General features: G+C 69.6%; 14 protein-coding genes and 3 pseudogenes. 6 read left to right on the top strand and 11 right to left on the bottom strand.

The window, feature by feature from the left end; genetic code table 11:
- Nucleotides 1–202 precede the first annotated feature (202 nt).
- Nucleotides 203–1,006 carry an SMI1/KNR4 family protein gene (locus AB0D04_RS40005; RefSeq protein ID WP_362712327.1) on the bottom strand — a complete coding sequence of 268 codons (804 nt, stop codon included), beginning with the start codon at nt 1,004–1,006 and terminating at the stop codon, nt 203–205.
- Between the two features lie 142 nt (nt 1,007–1,148).
- Here AB0D04_RS40005 and AB0D04_RS40000 point away from each other — a divergent pair, with 142 nt between their 5' ends.
- Nucleotides 1,149–1,337: a transposase gene (locus AB0D04_RS40000; RefSeq protein ID WP_362712326.1), complete on the top strand. Its 189-nt coding sequence runs from the start codon at nt 1,149–1,151 to the stop codon at nt 1,335–1,337.
- Nucleotides 1,338–1,427: 90 nt separating this feature from the next.
- Here AB0D04_RS40000 and AB0D04_RS39995 read toward each other — a convergent pair whose 3' ends face one another.
- The gene (locus tag AB0D04_RS39995; protein ID WP_362712325.1) at nt 1,428–1,721 is read right to left on the bottom strand and encodes a DUF1330 domain-containing protein; all 294 of its coding nucleotides are present in this window, start codon (nt 1,719–1,721) and stop codon (nt 1,428–1,430) included.
- Between the two features lie 156 nt (nt 1,722–1,877).
- Nucleotides 1,878–2,288 (bottom strand): transposase, encoded by a 411-nt coding sequence (locus AB0D04_RS39990; protein ID WP_362712324.1) that lies wholly within the window; start codon nt 2,286–2,288, stop codon nt 1,878–1,880.
- Nucleotides 2,289–2,432: 144 nt separating this feature from the next.
- Between AB0D04_RS39990 and AB0D04_RS39985 the strand changes: the two genes are divergently transcribed.
- Both AB0D04_RS39985 and AB0D04_RS39980 read left to right on the top strand, forming a co-directional pair.
- A complete protein-coding gene (locus tag AB0D04_RS39985) occupies nt 2,433–2,933 on the top strand; it encodes a transposase family protein (protein ID WP_362712323.1) in 501 nt (166 codons plus the stop codon).
- Between the two features lie 33 nt (nt 2,934–2,966).
- Nucleotides 2,967–3,209 (top strand): transposase, encoded by a 243-nt coding sequence (locus AB0D04_RS39980; RefSeq protein WP_362712322.1) that lies wholly within the window; start codon nt 2,967–2,969, stop codon nt 3,207–3,209.
- Between the two features lie 61 nt (nt 3,210–3,270).
- On the opposite strand, the gene AB0D04_RS39975 is transcribed toward AB0D04_RS39980, so the two are convergent.
- Together AB0D04_RS39975 and AB0D04_RS39970 are read right to left on the bottom strand one after the other, a co-directional pair.
- Nucleotides 3,271–3,693: an SLATT domain-containing protein gene (locus AB0D04_RS39975; RefSeq protein WP_362712321.1), complete on the bottom strand. Its 423-nt coding sequence runs from the start codon at nt 3,691–3,693 to the stop codon at nt 3,271–3,273.
- A gap of 38 nt (nt 3,694–3,731) precedes the next feature.
- On the bottom strand, nt 3,732–4,253 hold the full coding sequence (locus AB0D04_RS39970) for a GNAT family N-acetyltransferase (protein ID WP_362712320.1): 522 nt from the start codon (nt 4,251–4,253) through the stop codon (nt 3,732–3,734).
- Nucleotides 4,254–4,375: 122 nt separating this feature from the next.
- Here AB0D04_RS39970 and AB0D04_RS39965 point away from each other — a divergent pair.
- Nucleotides 4,376–5,855, top strand: a pseudogene (locus AB0D04_RS39965) (IS1182 family transposase).
- Nucleotides 5,856–6,118: 263 nt separating this feature from the next.
- Here AB0D04_RS39965 and AB0D04_RS39960 read toward each other — a convergent pair.
- The 4 genes from AB0D04_RS39960 to AB0D04_RS39945 all read right to left on the bottom strand — a co-directional run bounded on the left by AB0D04_RS39960 (nt 6,119) and on the right by AB0D04_RS39945 (nt 10,310).
- Nucleotides 6,119–6,256, bottom strand: a complete 138-nt coding sequence (locus AB0D04_RS39960) for a hypothetical protein (protein ID WP_362712319.1) — start codon at nt 6,254–6,256, stop codon at nt 6,119–6,121.
- Nucleotides 6,253–7,842, bottom strand: coding sequence for a DUF6247 family protein (locus tag AB0D04_RS39955; protein ID WP_362712318.1), 1,590 nt, complete (start codon nt 7,840–7,842; stop codon nt 6,253–6,255). Before AB0D04_RS39955 ends, AB0D04_RS39960 begins: the two co-directional genes overlap by 4 nt.
- Nucleotides 7,843–7,997: 155 nt before the next feature.
- Nucleotides 7,998–8,738, bottom strand: coding sequence for a type 1 glutamine amidotransferase domain-containing protein (locus AB0D04_RS39950; RefSeq protein ID WP_362712317.1), 741 nt, complete (start codon nt 8,736–8,738; stop codon nt 7,998–8,000).
- 645 nt (nt 8,739–9,383) lie between these two features.
- Nucleotides 9,384–10,310 (bottom strand): LysR substrate-binding domain-containing protein, encoded by a 927-nt coding sequence (locus AB0D04_RS39945; protein WP_362712316.1) that lies wholly within the window; start codon nt 10,308–10,310, stop codon nt 9,384–9,386.
- 71 nt (nt 10,311–10,381) lie between these two features.
- Between AB0D04_RS39945 and AB0D04_RS39940 the strand changes: the two genes are divergently transcribed.
- A complete protein-coding gene (locus AB0D04_RS39940) occupies nt 10,382–11,146 on the top strand; it encodes an SDR family oxidoreductase (protein WP_362712315.1) in 765 nt (254 codons plus the stop codon).
- 99 nt (nt 11,147–11,245) lie between these two features.
- On the opposite strand, the pseudogene AB0D04_RS39935 reads toward AB0D04_RS39940, so the two are convergent.
- Both AB0D04_RS39935 and AB0D04_RS39930 read right to left on the bottom strand, forming a co-directional pair.
- A pseudogene (locus AB0D04_RS39935) lies at nt 11,246–11,581 on the bottom strand (amino acid ABC transporter substrate-binding protein); the annotation flags it as partial.
- A 119-nt stretch (nt 11,582–11,700) separates the two neighbouring features.
- The gene (locus AB0D04_RS39930) at nt 11,701–14,436 is read right to left on the bottom strand and encodes a hypothetical protein (RefSeq protein ID WP_362712314.1); all 2,736 of its coding nucleotides are present in this window, start codon (nt 14,434–14,436) and stop codon (nt 11,701–11,703) included.
- A gap of 104 nt (nt 14,437–14,540) precedes the next feature.
- Between AB0D04_RS39930 and AB0D04_RS39925 the strand changes: the two are divergent.
- Nucleotides 14,541–14,703, top strand: a pseudogene (locus AB0D04_RS39925) (IS701 family transposase); the annotation flags it as partial.

The raw sequence follows: 14,703 nt of genomic DNA, 5'->3' as shown, positions 1-14,703 counted from the left end.
GATACGCGCAGACCTCCACCAGGCACTACTCGAACTCGCCTGCTCCATCATCTGCTTGCGACGACTACGAACCGCATTCTGAAACGATCAGTAAGAGGTCATTCCATTTGGCGAGTCTGCTGTGGCAGACGAGTGTTTCCGCCCTGTTCCCCGAAGGCACTGGCCACCCTGGCTGCGGATGCCAATGGCGGCGCGGGTTCGGTCAGTCGCTCTTCCGGTAGGTCATGAACCAGTGGGTGTCGAAATAGCGGGCCATCGTGAACGGGTGGTGCGGGTCGATGAGGATGCGGCAGACGAACTCCGCGGCTTGGCAGTCGAAGGGGACGTCCTTGTTGTCGAAGGACCGGACGACGACGGGCCAACGGTCGGGGTCCTCACCGTGGGCCCTCCAGCAGTACAGGTCCTCGTGCTCCGTGCCCGACCAGATGAGCAGCCCGTCCTCGCTAAGATCCCTCCACGGCTCCTGGTTCAGGTCCAGGTATCCGTCGAAGGCGCCCACGCCGAACGTTTCGACCATGCGCTTGTAGTCGCTCGGGAGCGCGGTGCCCAGGCGCGACTCCACCTCCGCCCAGTTCACGTCCGGCCGCTGGGCGGGCTGCGTCCAGCCGGTGATCCGTATGAGCCGCTCCATCCAGTCGACGTCCTCGTCCTTGTCCGGAGCGACCGCCAAAGGTTCTGGCACCTCCCTGTGAGCGACCGCCAGCACCGGCCGCTCGACCCCTTCGGCGTCTCGCGCCGTACCCGTGCCGACCCACTGATCCCCGTACGCCCACGCCCGTATCTTCACGGCCCGGTCCTCGAAGGGGACAAGGAGAGCCGCGCCTCTGGAATCGTCGACCGTCGGATCGGTGAAACCGTCGAGGACGAGGGTGCGCGGGGCGCCGTACCTGCTGGCGAGCAGGTCGGTCAGAGCCTGCGGGGCCAGATCGCTGGGCAGGTACATGTAGCCGTCCCCTGGGCCGAGCTGGGCCAGCAGGTCGTTGACGGTCGCTTGCGTGAGCTCCATGTCGGACAGTGAAGCGCACCGCACTGACAATGGACGTGCTCGGACGTATCTGACGTCAAGGGGAAAGAGGTTGGTGAAGCTTCCCCTTGATCGTGGACACCTCGAGACTGGGATCTTGAGGTTCCAGAAGAAGTAGCACCAGGTGGGAAGCAAGTACACGAAGCGGTACACCGAGGAGTTCAAGCGGGACGCGATCGCGCTCGTCGATTCCTCGGGCAAGACGGTCACCGCCGTAGCCCAGGAACTCGGCATCAGTTCCGAGTCCCTGCGTGGCTGGTACCGGCGGGCGAAGGCGGACCGGGGCGAGGGCGGGTCGGGCCTTCGCCCGTGATGGTGGACACGCGGTTCGCTTCGGGCGAGCGTGAGTTCTGCCGACGAGGCCAGCGGGGCCGCCAGGCCGGCCTGAACGTCAGTGCGCCGGTCAGTCGACGCCTTCGATGATGCGGAAGTCGCGCTCGACACCGTCGGAAAGGGCGACCAGCGCCTCCTGGTATGCCGCGCTCTCGTGTGCCGCGACCGCCTGTTCAAAGGTGTCGAACTCGATCAGGACGGTGCGCTCGGCGATTCCGGCGTCGTGGGCGACGACCCGACCGCCGAGGGCGAGCCTCCGCCCGCCCCCGGCCTGGACGGCCGGACCGGCCAGCTTGTTGTAGGCGGCTAGCTTCTCGGGGTCGGAAATGGTGCGGTAGGCACTGACCCAGTAGCCCTTGGCCATGGAAACCTCCTGTGTTCGGACAAGCGTACTAGGCTTCGAGTCGACACTCAGATTGATCGGCCACGGCGACGGATCACCGGGCATTTCAGACCAGGACCTGGCACAGCCGCTTCACCTCGTAGGTGTTCCGGTGGTCGTGGACGAACTGGAAGCGGCTCACCAGTTCGTCTCCCCGGCGAAATACTTGGCCGCCTTGCGCAGGATGTCCCGCTCGGTGGCCGGCTTCCGCTCGCTGGCTTCCAGCTCGGCCATCCGGGCCTCCAGTTGCCGGTTCCGGTCATCCGGATCGTCGGACACAGCCCGGCGCCCCGCCGCGGCGGTAGCTGCCGGTCCGGGCTGCGAGCCGGCGGGCGCGATGCTGCGGCGTTCACGGTCCCGCAGCACCCATTCACGCAGCGTCGCCCTGTTGATGCCCAGGTCAGCGGCGATGTCCTTGTACGTCGCCCCGGGCGTGGACTCGTACAGGGCCACAGCATCGGCCCTGAACTCGTCCGAGTAGTCCTTCATCGCCATCGGCGGTGTTCTCGCTTCCTCCGGATCAAGCAGATCCAGTATCAGCGTGTCCACCCATCAGGGCGAAGGCCCATTATCGGCGACCGGAGGATCACGGGTCTGTCGGCCGATGTGATCGCTGAACTCGTCGCAGAAGTAGGCCCGTTGGGGCACGAACGGCACCAGGCCAGGCTTGTGTCCCGGCCCCGGAAGCGGGCTGTGGGCGCCGGTGCGAAGCACCGGCTGGTCTTCGTCGACCGACTGCTGGCCACGCTTGTGCACCTTCGCCACGGCGTCACTCACGACGTGCTGGCCTGCTGGTTCGGGATGGACCGCTCCACCATCACCCGTGCCATCGGCGAGGTGCGGCCGCCGCTCGCCGGGCGAGGCCGCACCGTCAGCCCCGACGTGCGGCTGCGGACCTTGGCCGAGGTCATCGACCACCTGGGCGTGACCGGGAAGACCGGGATCGTCGACGGCACCGAGACCCGGGTCCGCCGGCCGGCTGTCGGACGCAAGGACCGGGAGGCGTTCATCTCCGACAAGAACAAGCAGAACACCGTCAAGACCATGGTGGTCACCGACGTGGACGGCCGGGTGCTGTTCTGCAGCCAGGCCAAGCCCGGAAGCTGTGCGGACATCACTCACACCCGACAGTCAGGGCTGGTCAGGCTCTTGGCCGGCGGGCCCGCGGTGGAGATTCTCGCCGATGCCGGATAGCAGGGCCTGGGGGCTCAGACCGGAGGACGCGTGGTGACACCACCGCACCGCAAGTTCAAGAAGAACGCCCCGGACTGGTACGAGGAGATGCCCGAGCGCCAGCGCAAGGCGCACTCCTCGCGGCGCATCCGGGTCGAGCACGGCATCGCACACCTGAAGAACTGGCAAGCTCTCGCCCGCCACCACGGGCGCCGCGAGCACATGAGCGACACCGTTCAAACCGTCGCCGGTCTGCTGTCCCACCAGCAGACCGGCGACATGGCACCGGCCCAGTAGATCTGAACACCGACCCCAACACAGCCCAAGACCGTCTCACCGCTTACCGTGCACGAGCTCGTTAGGAATGGGTCGACGGCGCGGGCTCTCGACGATGCTCCAGCCAGGTGCGGCTCAGGTCGTCCCAGATCGTCTGATACCGCCTGAAGATCTCACCCAGCTGATCGAACGTGAGCTCGTCGGCGGCCGTGGATGCCACGAGGTATTCGAGGTCATCGGCAAGTCGCCGGAACCGGTACTGCGCTTCCTCCATCAGAACGCGCCGGGAGCGCCAATTGAAGAACGGTTCGACGGCTCCTAGCAACGTCACCAGCGCCACACAGGCCAAGGCCAAACCAGCCCACGCGTTGAGATTCTGCAGGCCCAGGATGACCGTGGACGCAGCGGACAGTACAAGCGTCGCCACCTTGGTGACGGAGGCGCTTTGACCGAACCGCTTTTTCTTGCCGCGGGCGCAGCCGTTGCCCTGACGAATCTTGTCCAACAGGAGGGCGGCTGCCTCCCTCGGGCTGAGACCAACACCTAGGAGCGTGGGTCAGTATGCGCCGTCGTGTCGGTCCAGGCGATCTCGAAGTACCTGACGCGTTCGTCTTGTCCGGCCGGCCGCATGCCCGCTGCCATCATGACGTGCTGGGACGCTGTGTTGTCGTGGTCGGCGTCGCCTTTTACGCAGGTGATGCCGCCTTCACGCGCGAACAGCAGCAGTTCACGGAGGGCTTCGGAGGCGTATCCCTTGCCTCGTGCTGACGGGATGAGGCCGTAGCCAATCGTGACGCTGCCGTTCGCGTCCGCAGGTCCGTGGAAGCCCAGGCCGCCGATCGCCTGACCGTCCTCGCGGCGACGGATCTCATAGTTACCGAACGGCTGGGGATCACCGGTGTTCGCGCAGGTGCCCAGGAAGCGCCTGGCGGCGGACACGTCCCCATCGGTGGGGTATCCGGGCGCCCATCGGGCACCGTCATCCGACTCGCCCGCCACCACCCGCTCAGCCTCGCTGACGGTCATCGGATGAAGCACCAGCCGCGCTGTCACAAGATCGCCCATGGCAGGGAGGAGTATCACGCGGAGCGACCAGACCGCACTTGGATTATCCGACCGGGCAGCGCCCCGCCTCCGGTTGATGATCGTGGGGACGGAAGGATCGCGGCATGCGTGGTGGAGATGGGCTGTTCGAGGTCGAGCCGGTGGAAAGGCAGCAACCGCAGGGCCGTCCGGTGGGGGTGGACAGGCGGTTCAGGGCGTTCGACCCACACCAGGTCGTGCTGCTGCCTCCGTCGCTGGACGACCGGCTGCCCAGGACCACCTCGCCCGGTTCGTCGCCGACCTGGTCGACGAGGTGCTGGACCTGGGGCCGGTCCTGGCCGACTACACCGGCAAACGCGGCTACCCGCCCTACGACCCGCGACTGATGCTGCGTCTGCTGATCTACAGCCACCCACCGGCATCCGCTCTTCGCGTGCGATCGAGCGCAAGTGCTCCGACGACATCGCGTTCCGGTTCCTGGCCGCCGACCAGGCCCCGGACTTCCGCTCGATCTCGCGGTTCCGCCGCCGCCACCTGGACGCCCTCGCGGACCTGTTCACCCAGTCGCTGCACCTCGCCCAGAAGCTCGGCATGGTCAAGATGGGGCGCGTCGCCCTGGACGGCACCAAGCTCGAAGCGAACGCCTCCCAGCACAAGGCGATGAGCTACGGCCGCTTGGGCGACAAGGAGGAGCGGATCGAGGCCGAGATCGCCGCTCTGGAGGCCCGGGCCGCCGCCCTGCTCGCAGACGCCGAGGCCGCCGACACTGCCGAGGACCGGACCTTTGGCATCGACGGCAAGGACACCGATCTGCCTGCCGAGCTGGACCGCCGCGAGAAGCGCCTGGCCAGGCTGCAGGCCGCCCGCGCGCAGATCGAGGCCGACGCCGCCGACAAGGCCCGCCGCCACGCCGAGGACAAGGAACGCCGCCGCCAGGAGCGCGCTGGCACCAGCGACGAGCAGGCCGTCGCCGACGCCGGGCAGCAGGCTGCCGCAAAGGCCTGTCCCAAGCCCAAGGCGCAGGCCAACTTCACCGACCCCGACGCGCGGATCATGAAGAACAGCGACGGCGCCTACATCCAAGCCTACAACGCCCAGGCCGCCGTGGACGCCAAACACCAGGTCATCACCGCCGCCGACGTGACGACCAACCCCTCGGACGCGCTGAACTACACCACGATGCTCGACCAGTCCGCCCAGAACACCGGCGTCCACCCCAATCAGGCGCTGGTCGACGCCGGGTACTGCTCCGAGACCAACTTGCAGGCCGCGAAGGACCGCCAACTTGCCTGCGGGACCGACACGTTCCTGGCTACCGGACGCCTGTCCCACGACGACCAGGTACCGCCCGCACCGCGCGGACGGATACCGGCGAACGCCACGCTTAAGGAACGTATGGCCCGCAAGCTGCGGACCAAGTCGGGCAAGGCGGCCTACAGCCGCCGCAAGGCCATCGTCGAACCCGTCTTCGGCCAGATCATGACCTGCCACAACGGCCGCCAGCTCCTCCTGCGTGGCGAGGACGGGGCCCGCGGCGAGTGGCGACTGCTGGCCGCCTGCCACAACCTCCGCAAGATCTTCCGGCACGCCGGAACTGCCGGACTCGCCGCCCTCGCCAGCTGACCAGCCGGGCAGTCACGGCCCTACCAGGTCGCACATCCGACGGACAGAGCCTCACAGGCGCCAGCGGGGCGACCGCGACCGATCCCATCGATCACGATCAGCAGGCCACTTGCTCGTTACCGACCCACGCTCCTGGTCCACTGTCCGGCTGCACTCCGCCCCCAAAGCTCTGTCGCCACCTTGCAGCTCGCTCCCCGGCAGACGCTGCCCTGGCATCGCGCGGTTCCCTGGCGTCGCCGCTCGATAGCCCCTACTACGGAAGGCTACTGTCGGAAGCCCCACGGGTCGGCCGCGACGGCGTCCAGCACGTCCCACACCATCTCTTCCGCGTGCTCGAGCAGTTCGGCGAGCACCTTCGCAGCCTGCGGGGAGAACCGGACCGCGTGCGGCTGACCAGTCACCGGCGCCTGCTCCGGATCTCCTCCAGGTCCACGAACCCGGCTTCGTCACAGCCGGAGGCGAGGAACGCATCGACCGCCGGGGCGGAAGCAACGCGGGCCTGCCAGGCCTGGACGACCTCGTACAGCGCGGCGAGGGAGAACGTACGGCGCGACTCCTTCAGGGCCCGTGTCCACTCTTTCTCGCAGGCCGGCACCCACTGCGCCGCGAGGCGGTCGTCGCGCAGCTGCGCGAGCAGTTCGGCCGGAGCTCCCGGGGCTGGTGCGTACGGCGTGACGGGTGCGTGGTCGGGCTGGTCCTCCCGGCTGGTCCTCCCGGCGGGTTGTACCGCCACGGTACGCGCGACGAAAGGCAGCGGAAGCGGGCATGTCCGCCGCGCCATGTGATCGGCGTGCTCCGCCATCTCGCGCAGTTCGGCGGGCGTCTTCCCGGTTGCTTCCTGCCGGGCGTTGGCGGTGATGATCCGCATGGTGCCGGGGGCGGTGTAGGTGCGGGTACCGTCCGGTTGAGTGTGCAGCTTCGCCTCGTGCGCCGCGAGCTCGCCGGTGCGCTCGGCGAAGATCTCGCGCAGGTGGTCTTGGGCGAGGAGATACATGTCCCGTAGCACCGGGCGGGAGCCGACCGGCTCACCGGCGGCCGCGCGCGCTTCGACCTCGGTGTAGTCCTCCCACAGTTCGCGCCGGGACAGTTCGCCGATGCTGCTGGCGGCCGGGTGCATCCACCGGCCATCGATGGCGTTGCGGAACCCGTCATAGGGCTCCAGCGAGCCGCCGGCCACGTGGCCGAGTGGACGTCCGGCGTAGTCGACGATGGTGGCCGCGATCTCCTCGGCGCGCTTGCGGGCGCAGGCTTGGTCGTAGCCGGCCAGGAACTCCGCCCGCCAGTGCGCCCGCCAGTACGTCAGCTGCACCCCGTCGGGCAGCGGCCCCCGCTCGGCGTCGAGTTCGGCGACCCACCGGCGCATGTCGTCCTCGGTCAGCCCCCGCCCCTCGCTGACCATCCGTGCGGAACGGGCCGGCGTCGCACAGTAGTCGGCGACATGCGACTGCTCCCAGTCGCCGTACTGCACCCCGCGGGTGTTGATGTGCGCGAACACCTCGCGCGGGTAGTCCGCGCCAAGGCGCTGGCGCTCGGCCTCTTCCGGTTCGGCCGGGTCGATCGGTGCGACTTCACGGCGGCGCTCCCCCAGAGGGACCGGGGAGCCGATCTCCCACGACATGTGCAATCCCTTGTCGCCGCGGTGGACCGGGTTGCGCAGGTACAGCGACAACCGGTACCAGGTATCGTCGGCGTCCAGGGCCGCCGCCCTGGACTCGATCACCGCGTGCCAGATGCGGATCTCCCGGCCCGCCCGCATCCGCTCCCACCACTGGACCTCCTGCCACTCGTGGCGGGCACGGCTGGCGTCCCAGCTCCCATCGTCCGCCGTGAAGCCGTCGGCGCGCTTCTTGGCGTCGGCGACGCCAAGCGCGTTGAGGTCGGCCGGTGACAATGCGGCGGTTTCGCGGCGCAGCGCGGCGGTGAACTTCCCGCCCTGGCGGCGGGCTTTCTGGGCCGCGGTGGTCTGCTTCTCCGGCGACCTACGCACTCCAGACGCGGCGGCATCCGCCCGGAACCGCTTGCCCCGGCCGTCCGCGTCCCAGACCGCTCGACCTCGACCGGCTTGACCCCGAACAGCCCTCCAGATCACGTATACCGAGATTGTCCCGCGCGAATGATCAAGATCCGCACCCGGTGCGCGGGCTACGCCAGCATGGCCGTGAAGCGCCGCGCGAAGAGGTAGGCGTCGCCGGGCCAGCGGGCGGAGACATAGTTGCCGTCCTGGACAGCGAAGGCGGGGGTGTCGTCGGAGGCCGTACCGCGCCGGCGCAGCTCGACCGGCCCGCGCTCGAAGTGCGCGGGGTCGTCGAGCGCAGCGACCACCTCGTCCTGGACGTACGCCGGATACGTCCGGTAGTAGCGGCCGCGCCGCCATGCGGTGAGGTAATAGCCGCTGCGTTCCATGTACTTGGGCAGGCAGGTGGTGCGCCGGCCGGCGATGACGCTGCGGCCGGTCTCCGGGGCGATGGTGCGGGCGAGTACGAGGACGCCGTGGCAGATGGCGCCCACCGGCCGGCCCGTCGCCCAGAAGCGGGCGACCTTCTCCTGCAGGGCGCGGGAGCCGAGGTACTGCCGCATACCAGGCGCGTGCCCGCCGGGCAGCAGCAGCCCGTCGTACTCCTCCGGTTCCACGGCGTTCCAGGCGAGCGGAGCCCGGAAGGCGGCCTCGCCGGTGAGTTCGCGGTAGAACTCCTTCGGCTCCGGCTCCGCGCCGAGTTGCCCGAAAAGCACACCGGTGAGCAGCAGCGGGTCGGCCTTCGGCGACCGGCCGCCGCGCTCGGTTGCGAACACCACGTCGTGCCCGGCGTCACGCAGCAACCGCCAGGGGACGGCGACCTCGGTGACGTCGAAGTCCCGGTCGGGCAGCGGGAGGAGGATGCGCATGCCTGATCCCTACCACACCGGGGTACCGGCGAGGGCTCTCAGCCCAACCGGAACGTGAGCTACGGTCAGCCGGCCGGGTCCGCTGCGCGCACCAGCGCTCGACTGACAGGCCCGGCCGACAACCCTCGGCGTCGATTCCCACCTGAGGACGACACCTCCGACCATCCTGCCGCCCGCGCGGCCATGGCTAGCTCCAGCTTCAGCAGGTGATGCTCTGGTGACTCATTCGCGAGCTCGCAGTCCAACGGCCGAACCCGGTGGTAGAAGTGCCGGACACCGTGCTGGGAGGCCCGTGCGAAGACCCGACCGCCGCATTCGGGCACGCCAACTGCAGCCCCTCCACCCGATGGACCCCCGTCCAGGCGCGGCCACATCCGAGATCGTCCAGCGACGCGTCCAGCCGACCCCAGGCCGGGTGCACGGCGGTGTAGCCCATCAGCCCCTCCTCGCGCGTCTACGGCCCAGCGTCCCCTCGCTAGGACGGTCCCACGCTCTGGTTCCAGAATTAGGTGGGAACCGAGCACCGTCCCCGCCCTCAGCCAGGACCTCCGTACCCGGCAACGGGACGGATAGCGCGCAGCTCATGCCCCGTTGCCACCTCAGCGGCCGGCCGCCATCAGAGCCTGTGTCTGAACCTGGGCCGGATCAGCGGCACTCCGCGCAGACGTCCCCCGGACCGCCCTGCCGCCGTACCGTCTCCACCGCCGCCTCGGCGAAGGCGCGGATGCGGCCCGTGTCCGCCGCGGCCCGCCACACCAGGCCGTACTCCAGCGGGGGAGCGTCGTCGAAAGGGACGTACGCGATATTCGGCCGGGCGTAGTACCTGACCTCGTGCGCGGCGGCCGGATGCACCCCTCGCCCCGCCCCGACCAGGGCGAGGAGCTCCTGCCGGGTCGCCGCCCGCTCACCGCGCTCGACGGAACGGCCCGCCGGAGTCGTGCGCGGCAGGAGATGGTCGAGCCAGTAGTCCGGTACGGGCCCCGAGAGGCCGAGCACCTTGTCCCCGGCGAGGTCGTCGACTCGGACGGAGGGCCTCTTCGCGAAGGGGTGTCGGGTGGAGACGGCCAGCACGCGGGTGTCGGAGATCAGTACGGGGCCGGTGGCCAGATCGGGTTCGGCGACGGGGAACTGGGCGAGCAGCAGGTCGAGTTCGCCCGAGCGCAGCAGGCCGAAGGGGTCGGAGAGCGGGGTCTCGTGCAACAGGATCTCACCGGCCGCCGGGTGCCTCTCGCGGTACGCGGAGGCGGCGAACAGCACGAGCTCACCGGCGAGCGGACTGCTGAACCCGACGCGCAGCGGCTCGGCCAGACCGCGTCCCGCGGCGACCGCCCGCTCGACGCCGTCCCTGATCAGCTCGTAGCCGGGACGTATGTCGTCCGCGAGGCGGCGCCCGATCGATGTCAACTCCACGCGCCTGCTGGTCCGTTCGAAGAGCGCCGCGCCTATTCGCCGCTCCAGCTGCTTGATGGTCTGGCTGACCCGGGCCTGCGACACGTGCAGGCGCCGCGCGGTGCGGCCGAAGTGCAGCTCCTCGGTGAGGGCCAGGAAGATCTCGACGTCTCGGCGTTCCATAACCATCAGGTTATCGATCGTTGCGCGACCGGCTGTTGTTCGGGGTCCGCCGGACGATCAAGGTTGAGGACATGAACACCGACACGAACACCCGCACGAACTCCCGCACGAACACCGCCGCCAAGCCCCTCGCCGTCATCACCGGAGCCAGCTCGGGCATCGGCGCCGCCACCGCCCGTGCCCTCTCCGCACTCGGCCACCCCCTCCTGCTGCTGGCCCGCAGGGTGGAGCGGATCGAGGCGCTCGGCCTCCCCCACACCCTCGCCAGGTCCGTCGATGTCACCGACGCCGAGGCGGTGGCCGGGGCCGTCCGGGAGGCCGAGGCGCTGTACGGCCCCGCCGACCTGATCGTCAACAACGCGGGCGTGATGCTGCTGGGCGAGGTGGCCAGGCAGCCGGCCGACGAGTGGGAGCGGATGTTCGACGTCAATGTGCGGGGTCTGCTCCATGGGGTACGTGCGGTCCTGCCCGGCATGATCGAGCGTGGCCACGGCACGGTGATCAACGTCAGCTCGGTCGCGGGCCGCAGAACCTACGCCAACCACACGGTCTACAGCGGCAGCAAGTTCGCCGTGCACGGCATGTCCGAGAGCCTGCGCGAGGAGGTCGCGGGCCACGGGGTCCGCGTCGTCACCATCGCCCCGGGAGCCGTTGAGACGGAGCTGCTCTCGCACACCACCGACGAAGCGGTGAAGGCCGACTACCAGGCCTTCAAGGACTCCATCGAGGTGCTCGCCCCCGAAGACGTGGCTGCGGCGATCGGCTTCGCATACCAGCAGCCGCAGCGCGTCACCCTGCGCGAACTGGTCCTCGCGGCCACCGCTCAAGTGGCCTGAAGTTCGAGCGGGCGTTCCTGACCCTGCTCCGCAGTGACGACACAGTCGCCAGGGGGCTCTGAGCTACCCCGGGCCAGCGCCGGCTGCCGCGCGATAGTCGCGGGTGCTTTCGACTGCAACGCGCGGCCAGGATTCGGCAGTGCGCGCCCGGTCCGCGCCGTGCGAACGCAGCACATCGGCGAGGACGGCGACCGTGTCGTAGCCCTCGAAGGCGACGAAGGAGGGCGCTTCGGCCAGTCGCTCGCGGAGGGCCGTCTCGACTCGTGCACCGAGTGGGCTGAGGCGCTCCGGCAGGTAGCGCAAGAACGGGATCGCGGCGCTGTCGTCGCCCAGCAACGTCGCCCATTCGGCGAACTCCGGTTGCCCAGCCGGAGCACCAATCATGATCTCGGCGAGGCGCTGGTCGCGGCGGACAGACTCGACGATCGGCACTGCCGCCGCGCGGCATGGACGAGCGGGTGCCGGCCGAGGTCCTGCTTCGGCACCCGCGCCCTCGATCGCTTCCTCGACACCCGCTGGCCTTCACGGCCCTGACGTTTCGGCACCACGATCGCTCACCAGATCTCGGCGTCCATACCCGTGGTGGCGATCCGCAGCGCGCTGAACGCCACGTAGGGCCGGTCGTCGCCGCTGATCCCACCGTAGGACGGCATTGGCACCGCCGGGAGCAGGTCGAGCACCGCACTGAGATGGCGGCACTCCGCCGCCCGCCGGATCAGGTCGGCGGTCGGCCCCTGGCGCGTGGCCGGCGGCATGTGCGTGATCTCCTCGTAGGCTCGGCCGAGCCGCTGGACGTCGTCGTCACCGGGCCGGTCAGGGCGACCACCCGCGGCGTTCCGTTCGCCGACGGGAAGGTCGTCCTCGACCCAGAGGTTCTCGCGGTCGGCCCACTCCCGCAGCAGCCGCGGCTGGCCGTGTTCGGCGAGGAGCCTCGCCACGGAGTCCGAATGGAACCAGCCGTTGGCGGAACGCAGAATCGCCTCGGCGAGATCGGCCCTGCCTTGGCGTAGCACGTAGCCGAGGAAGGGAACACCAGCGCGGTCACCGGGGTCGCCGGTGCCCTCGTCCAGCAGCGCCCGCGCCTCCGCATCGCGCCCGCACTCCATCTGCGCCCAGACCACCGGAAGCCGGTGCTCCCACGCACCGCCCTCCGCGCGGATCGCCGCTCGTGCCCGGTCGAACCACAGGTCAGCGCGCTCCTGTTCGCCCAGCGCCGCACAGGCGCCGCCGACGGCGCCCAGTGCGCGCGCCCGCGAGCCCCGCATCATCGCGTCCCACAGGGTCTCCTGCCCGAGGGATTCGCAGGCCGCCTCGTGATCGGAAAACAGCGAGCGGGCGGCGTCCGGCAACCCCGCCCCTGCCAGGATCATGGCGGTCTCGGCAGCCAGGTACGCCCTGCGGTCCTCCGGGCACACCTCGATCAGCCGTCTGGCTCCGTCCGGCTCGCCGCGCCGGGCTCGGATCAGGGCCGCTTCGTGGAGCGCCTTGCCGGGCCATGGGTTCTGGTCGTCGCATTCCACGACCGCTTCGAGGAATGCCTGGAACAGGTCGTCCACGGTGGCGGTGTTCGGAGGCGGCCACGCCTGTGGGCCGTGTGCCGGCATGGTTCGGCCGCGGAACGCCTCCAGGTACTCCCGCAGCGGTTCGGGCACCCGCTCGGCGGCGGCGGACGCGTCCGGAACGATGTCCAATCCGCCCCAGTGGACCGGCCAGGCGAAGCGCCGGTCGACGGCCCAGGCGAGCGTGGCGCCCAAATCGTCCTCCCGGTCCGGGGGAGCGATCACCACGCCGATCGGGAACGCGACCGCCCAGGTCTCCTCGTCCAGCGCGAACGTGGGGTTGGGCTCCCGGTTCATGTCCTCGCCGAAGTCCTCGCCCTCGAGCACGAGGGGGCGCGGCGCCGACGGCTGCCGCAGCAGCGTGAAGTCACCGATCACCTCGCCGGAGTCGGCGCGCAGGAAACGCAGAACCTTCTGCCCCAGCGCCACGAGCACGCCGTCGGCCCCCCACAGCACGCCTGCCACCCCCTCGGGCGCGTCGAAGGCGTGGAGCCGCTCACCCAGCTCGTCGCCCAGCGACCAGATCTCGATCCGGTCCTCGACGGTGAGGCACGCGGCGCGGGCGCCGTCCGGCTCCCACGCCCATGTCCGGGCATCCAGATAAGGGTCCGGTTGCCGCACGGCCACGTCGAGGTCGTAGCGATGCTCTCCGGTCGGGTCCACGATCCCGACGCGCGGGGCGTCGGCGTCCCGGCTCGCGGGGACGACGACGGCGAGCCGCGGGCCCCACGCCATGAAGAGCGACAGATACGACTCATCGCAGTATCCGGGTATCTCGGCCACCGGCCTGCCGGTCAGCGCGTCCGCGATGACCAGTGAGCCGTCCCGGTGATAGGCGAGCAGACGCTCGTCCCGGCTCCACTCGGCGGACGGCCACCGGCTCATCCAGTCGGCCTCGGCAAGCCAGGAGACCCGCCCCGACGCGACGTCGATCGAGCAGACCCGCCCGTCGTGCAGGTTCCCGTACACCCGCGTCCCGTTCCGGGACCAGACCGGGTGGAGGAGGAAGAAACCCTCGTCTTCCTCCTCGTCTTCCTCCTCGTCGTCCTCGTCGTGTTCGGCCTCCTCGTCGTACTCTTCTTTGTCCGGCACCGGCAGTGGCCCGATCACTCCACCGGGAAGCTCCACGATCGAGGCACCGACGTCGGAACTCTCGTCGAAGACGTACGCCCGCTCACCGCCGGGCGCGAACGCGAACGGGTCGGGGCGGCCCGAGTAGGTGAGCCGGACGGTCGCCATCGGCTCGTGGTCGTCACCGAACGGATCCCACACGCCCACGTTGCTGGCCATGTAGACCACGGCCAGCCGCGTTTCGTCGGCCGACCACTCCAACACCTCGTCGTACCCGGGCCAGCCGATCCCGCCCACGATCCCATCGATGACGTTGACGCACCGCCCGGTGGAGACCTCCCAGATCTGCAGGGTCGCGCCGGCCTCGTAGTCGTCGCCGCCGAAGTCGCCGACCGCAAGGTACCGGCCGGACGGGCTGAGCGCCTGCGCGGTGATCTCGACCCGGTGCACGTCGGGGTGGCGCAGCAGCGCGCGCTTTCTGACGTGGCCGGTCGTGATCCGGTGTGCCTCGGTGACGCCGTGGACGCGTTCCAGCTCGGCGAGCGCCTCGCGCAGCGGCGGCAGGTCCCGCTGGGGTTCGAACGCGTTCCAGTCCGCCGCGCGCAACGCCCGCGCGAATGTCTCCGGCCCGGCCCCGGGCCTCGGGAAGTCGATCTCCATGACCAGCGATCGTAGGGGACGTCACCGACAACCGTGCGTGCCGTCTATTGGTACTGCAACGGTGTTTGCCGTGATGGTTGGCCAGGCTGGTCGTTGGTCTGATCATGGGTGGGGACCTTGCTGATGTCAGGGTGTGGGCCGGTGAACTGGACGCTGTGCACGAGCGGTTCGGGCATCGGTTTTCCAGGACGGAGCCGCGGGAGTCGGCGCTTGCCTATATGCGGGGACTGATTGCTCCGCTGGAGCGGAAGAACGGCTGGACACTGG

The organism is Streptomyces sp. NPDC048483 (assembly GCF_040651455.1).
In the GTDB taxonomy this organism is placed as follows: Bacteria; Actinomycetota; Actinomycetes; order Streptomycetales; family Streptomycetaceae; genus Streptomyces.
This window is presented reverse-complemented; position numbering and strand designations above follow the sequence as displayed.

Bases quoted from the DNA above. Each gene is read 5' to 3' on its own strand.
- AB0D04_RS39930 (WP_362712314.1), bottom strand. From the start codon at position 14,436: ATGGAGATCGACTTCCCGAGGCCCGGGGCCGGGCCGGAGACATTCGCG.
- AB0D04_RS39945 (WP_362712316.1), bottom strand. From the start codon at position 10,310: ATGGAACGCCGAGACGTCGAGATCTTCCTGGCCCTCACCGAGGAGCTG.
- AB0D04_RS39940 (WP_362712315.1), top strand. From the start codon at position 10,382: ATGAACACCGACACGAACACCCGCACGAACTCCCGCACGAACACCGCC.
- AB0D04_RS39950 (WP_362712317.1), bottom strand. From the start codon at position 8,738: ATGCGCATCCTCCTCCCGCTGCCCGACCGGGACTTCGACGTCACCGAG.
- AB0D04_RS39995 (WP_362712325.1), bottom strand. From the start codon at position 1,721: ATGGCCAAGGGCTACTGGGTCAGTGCCTACCGCACCATTTCCGACCCC.
- AB0D04_RS40005 (WP_362712327.1), bottom strand. From the start codon at position 1,006: ATGGAGCTCACGCAAGCGACCGTCAACGACCTGCTGGCCCAGCTCGGC.
- AB0D04_RS39970 (WP_362712320.1), bottom strand. From the start codon at position 4,253: ATGGGCGATCTTGTGACAGCGCGGCTGGTGCTTCATCCGATGACCGTC.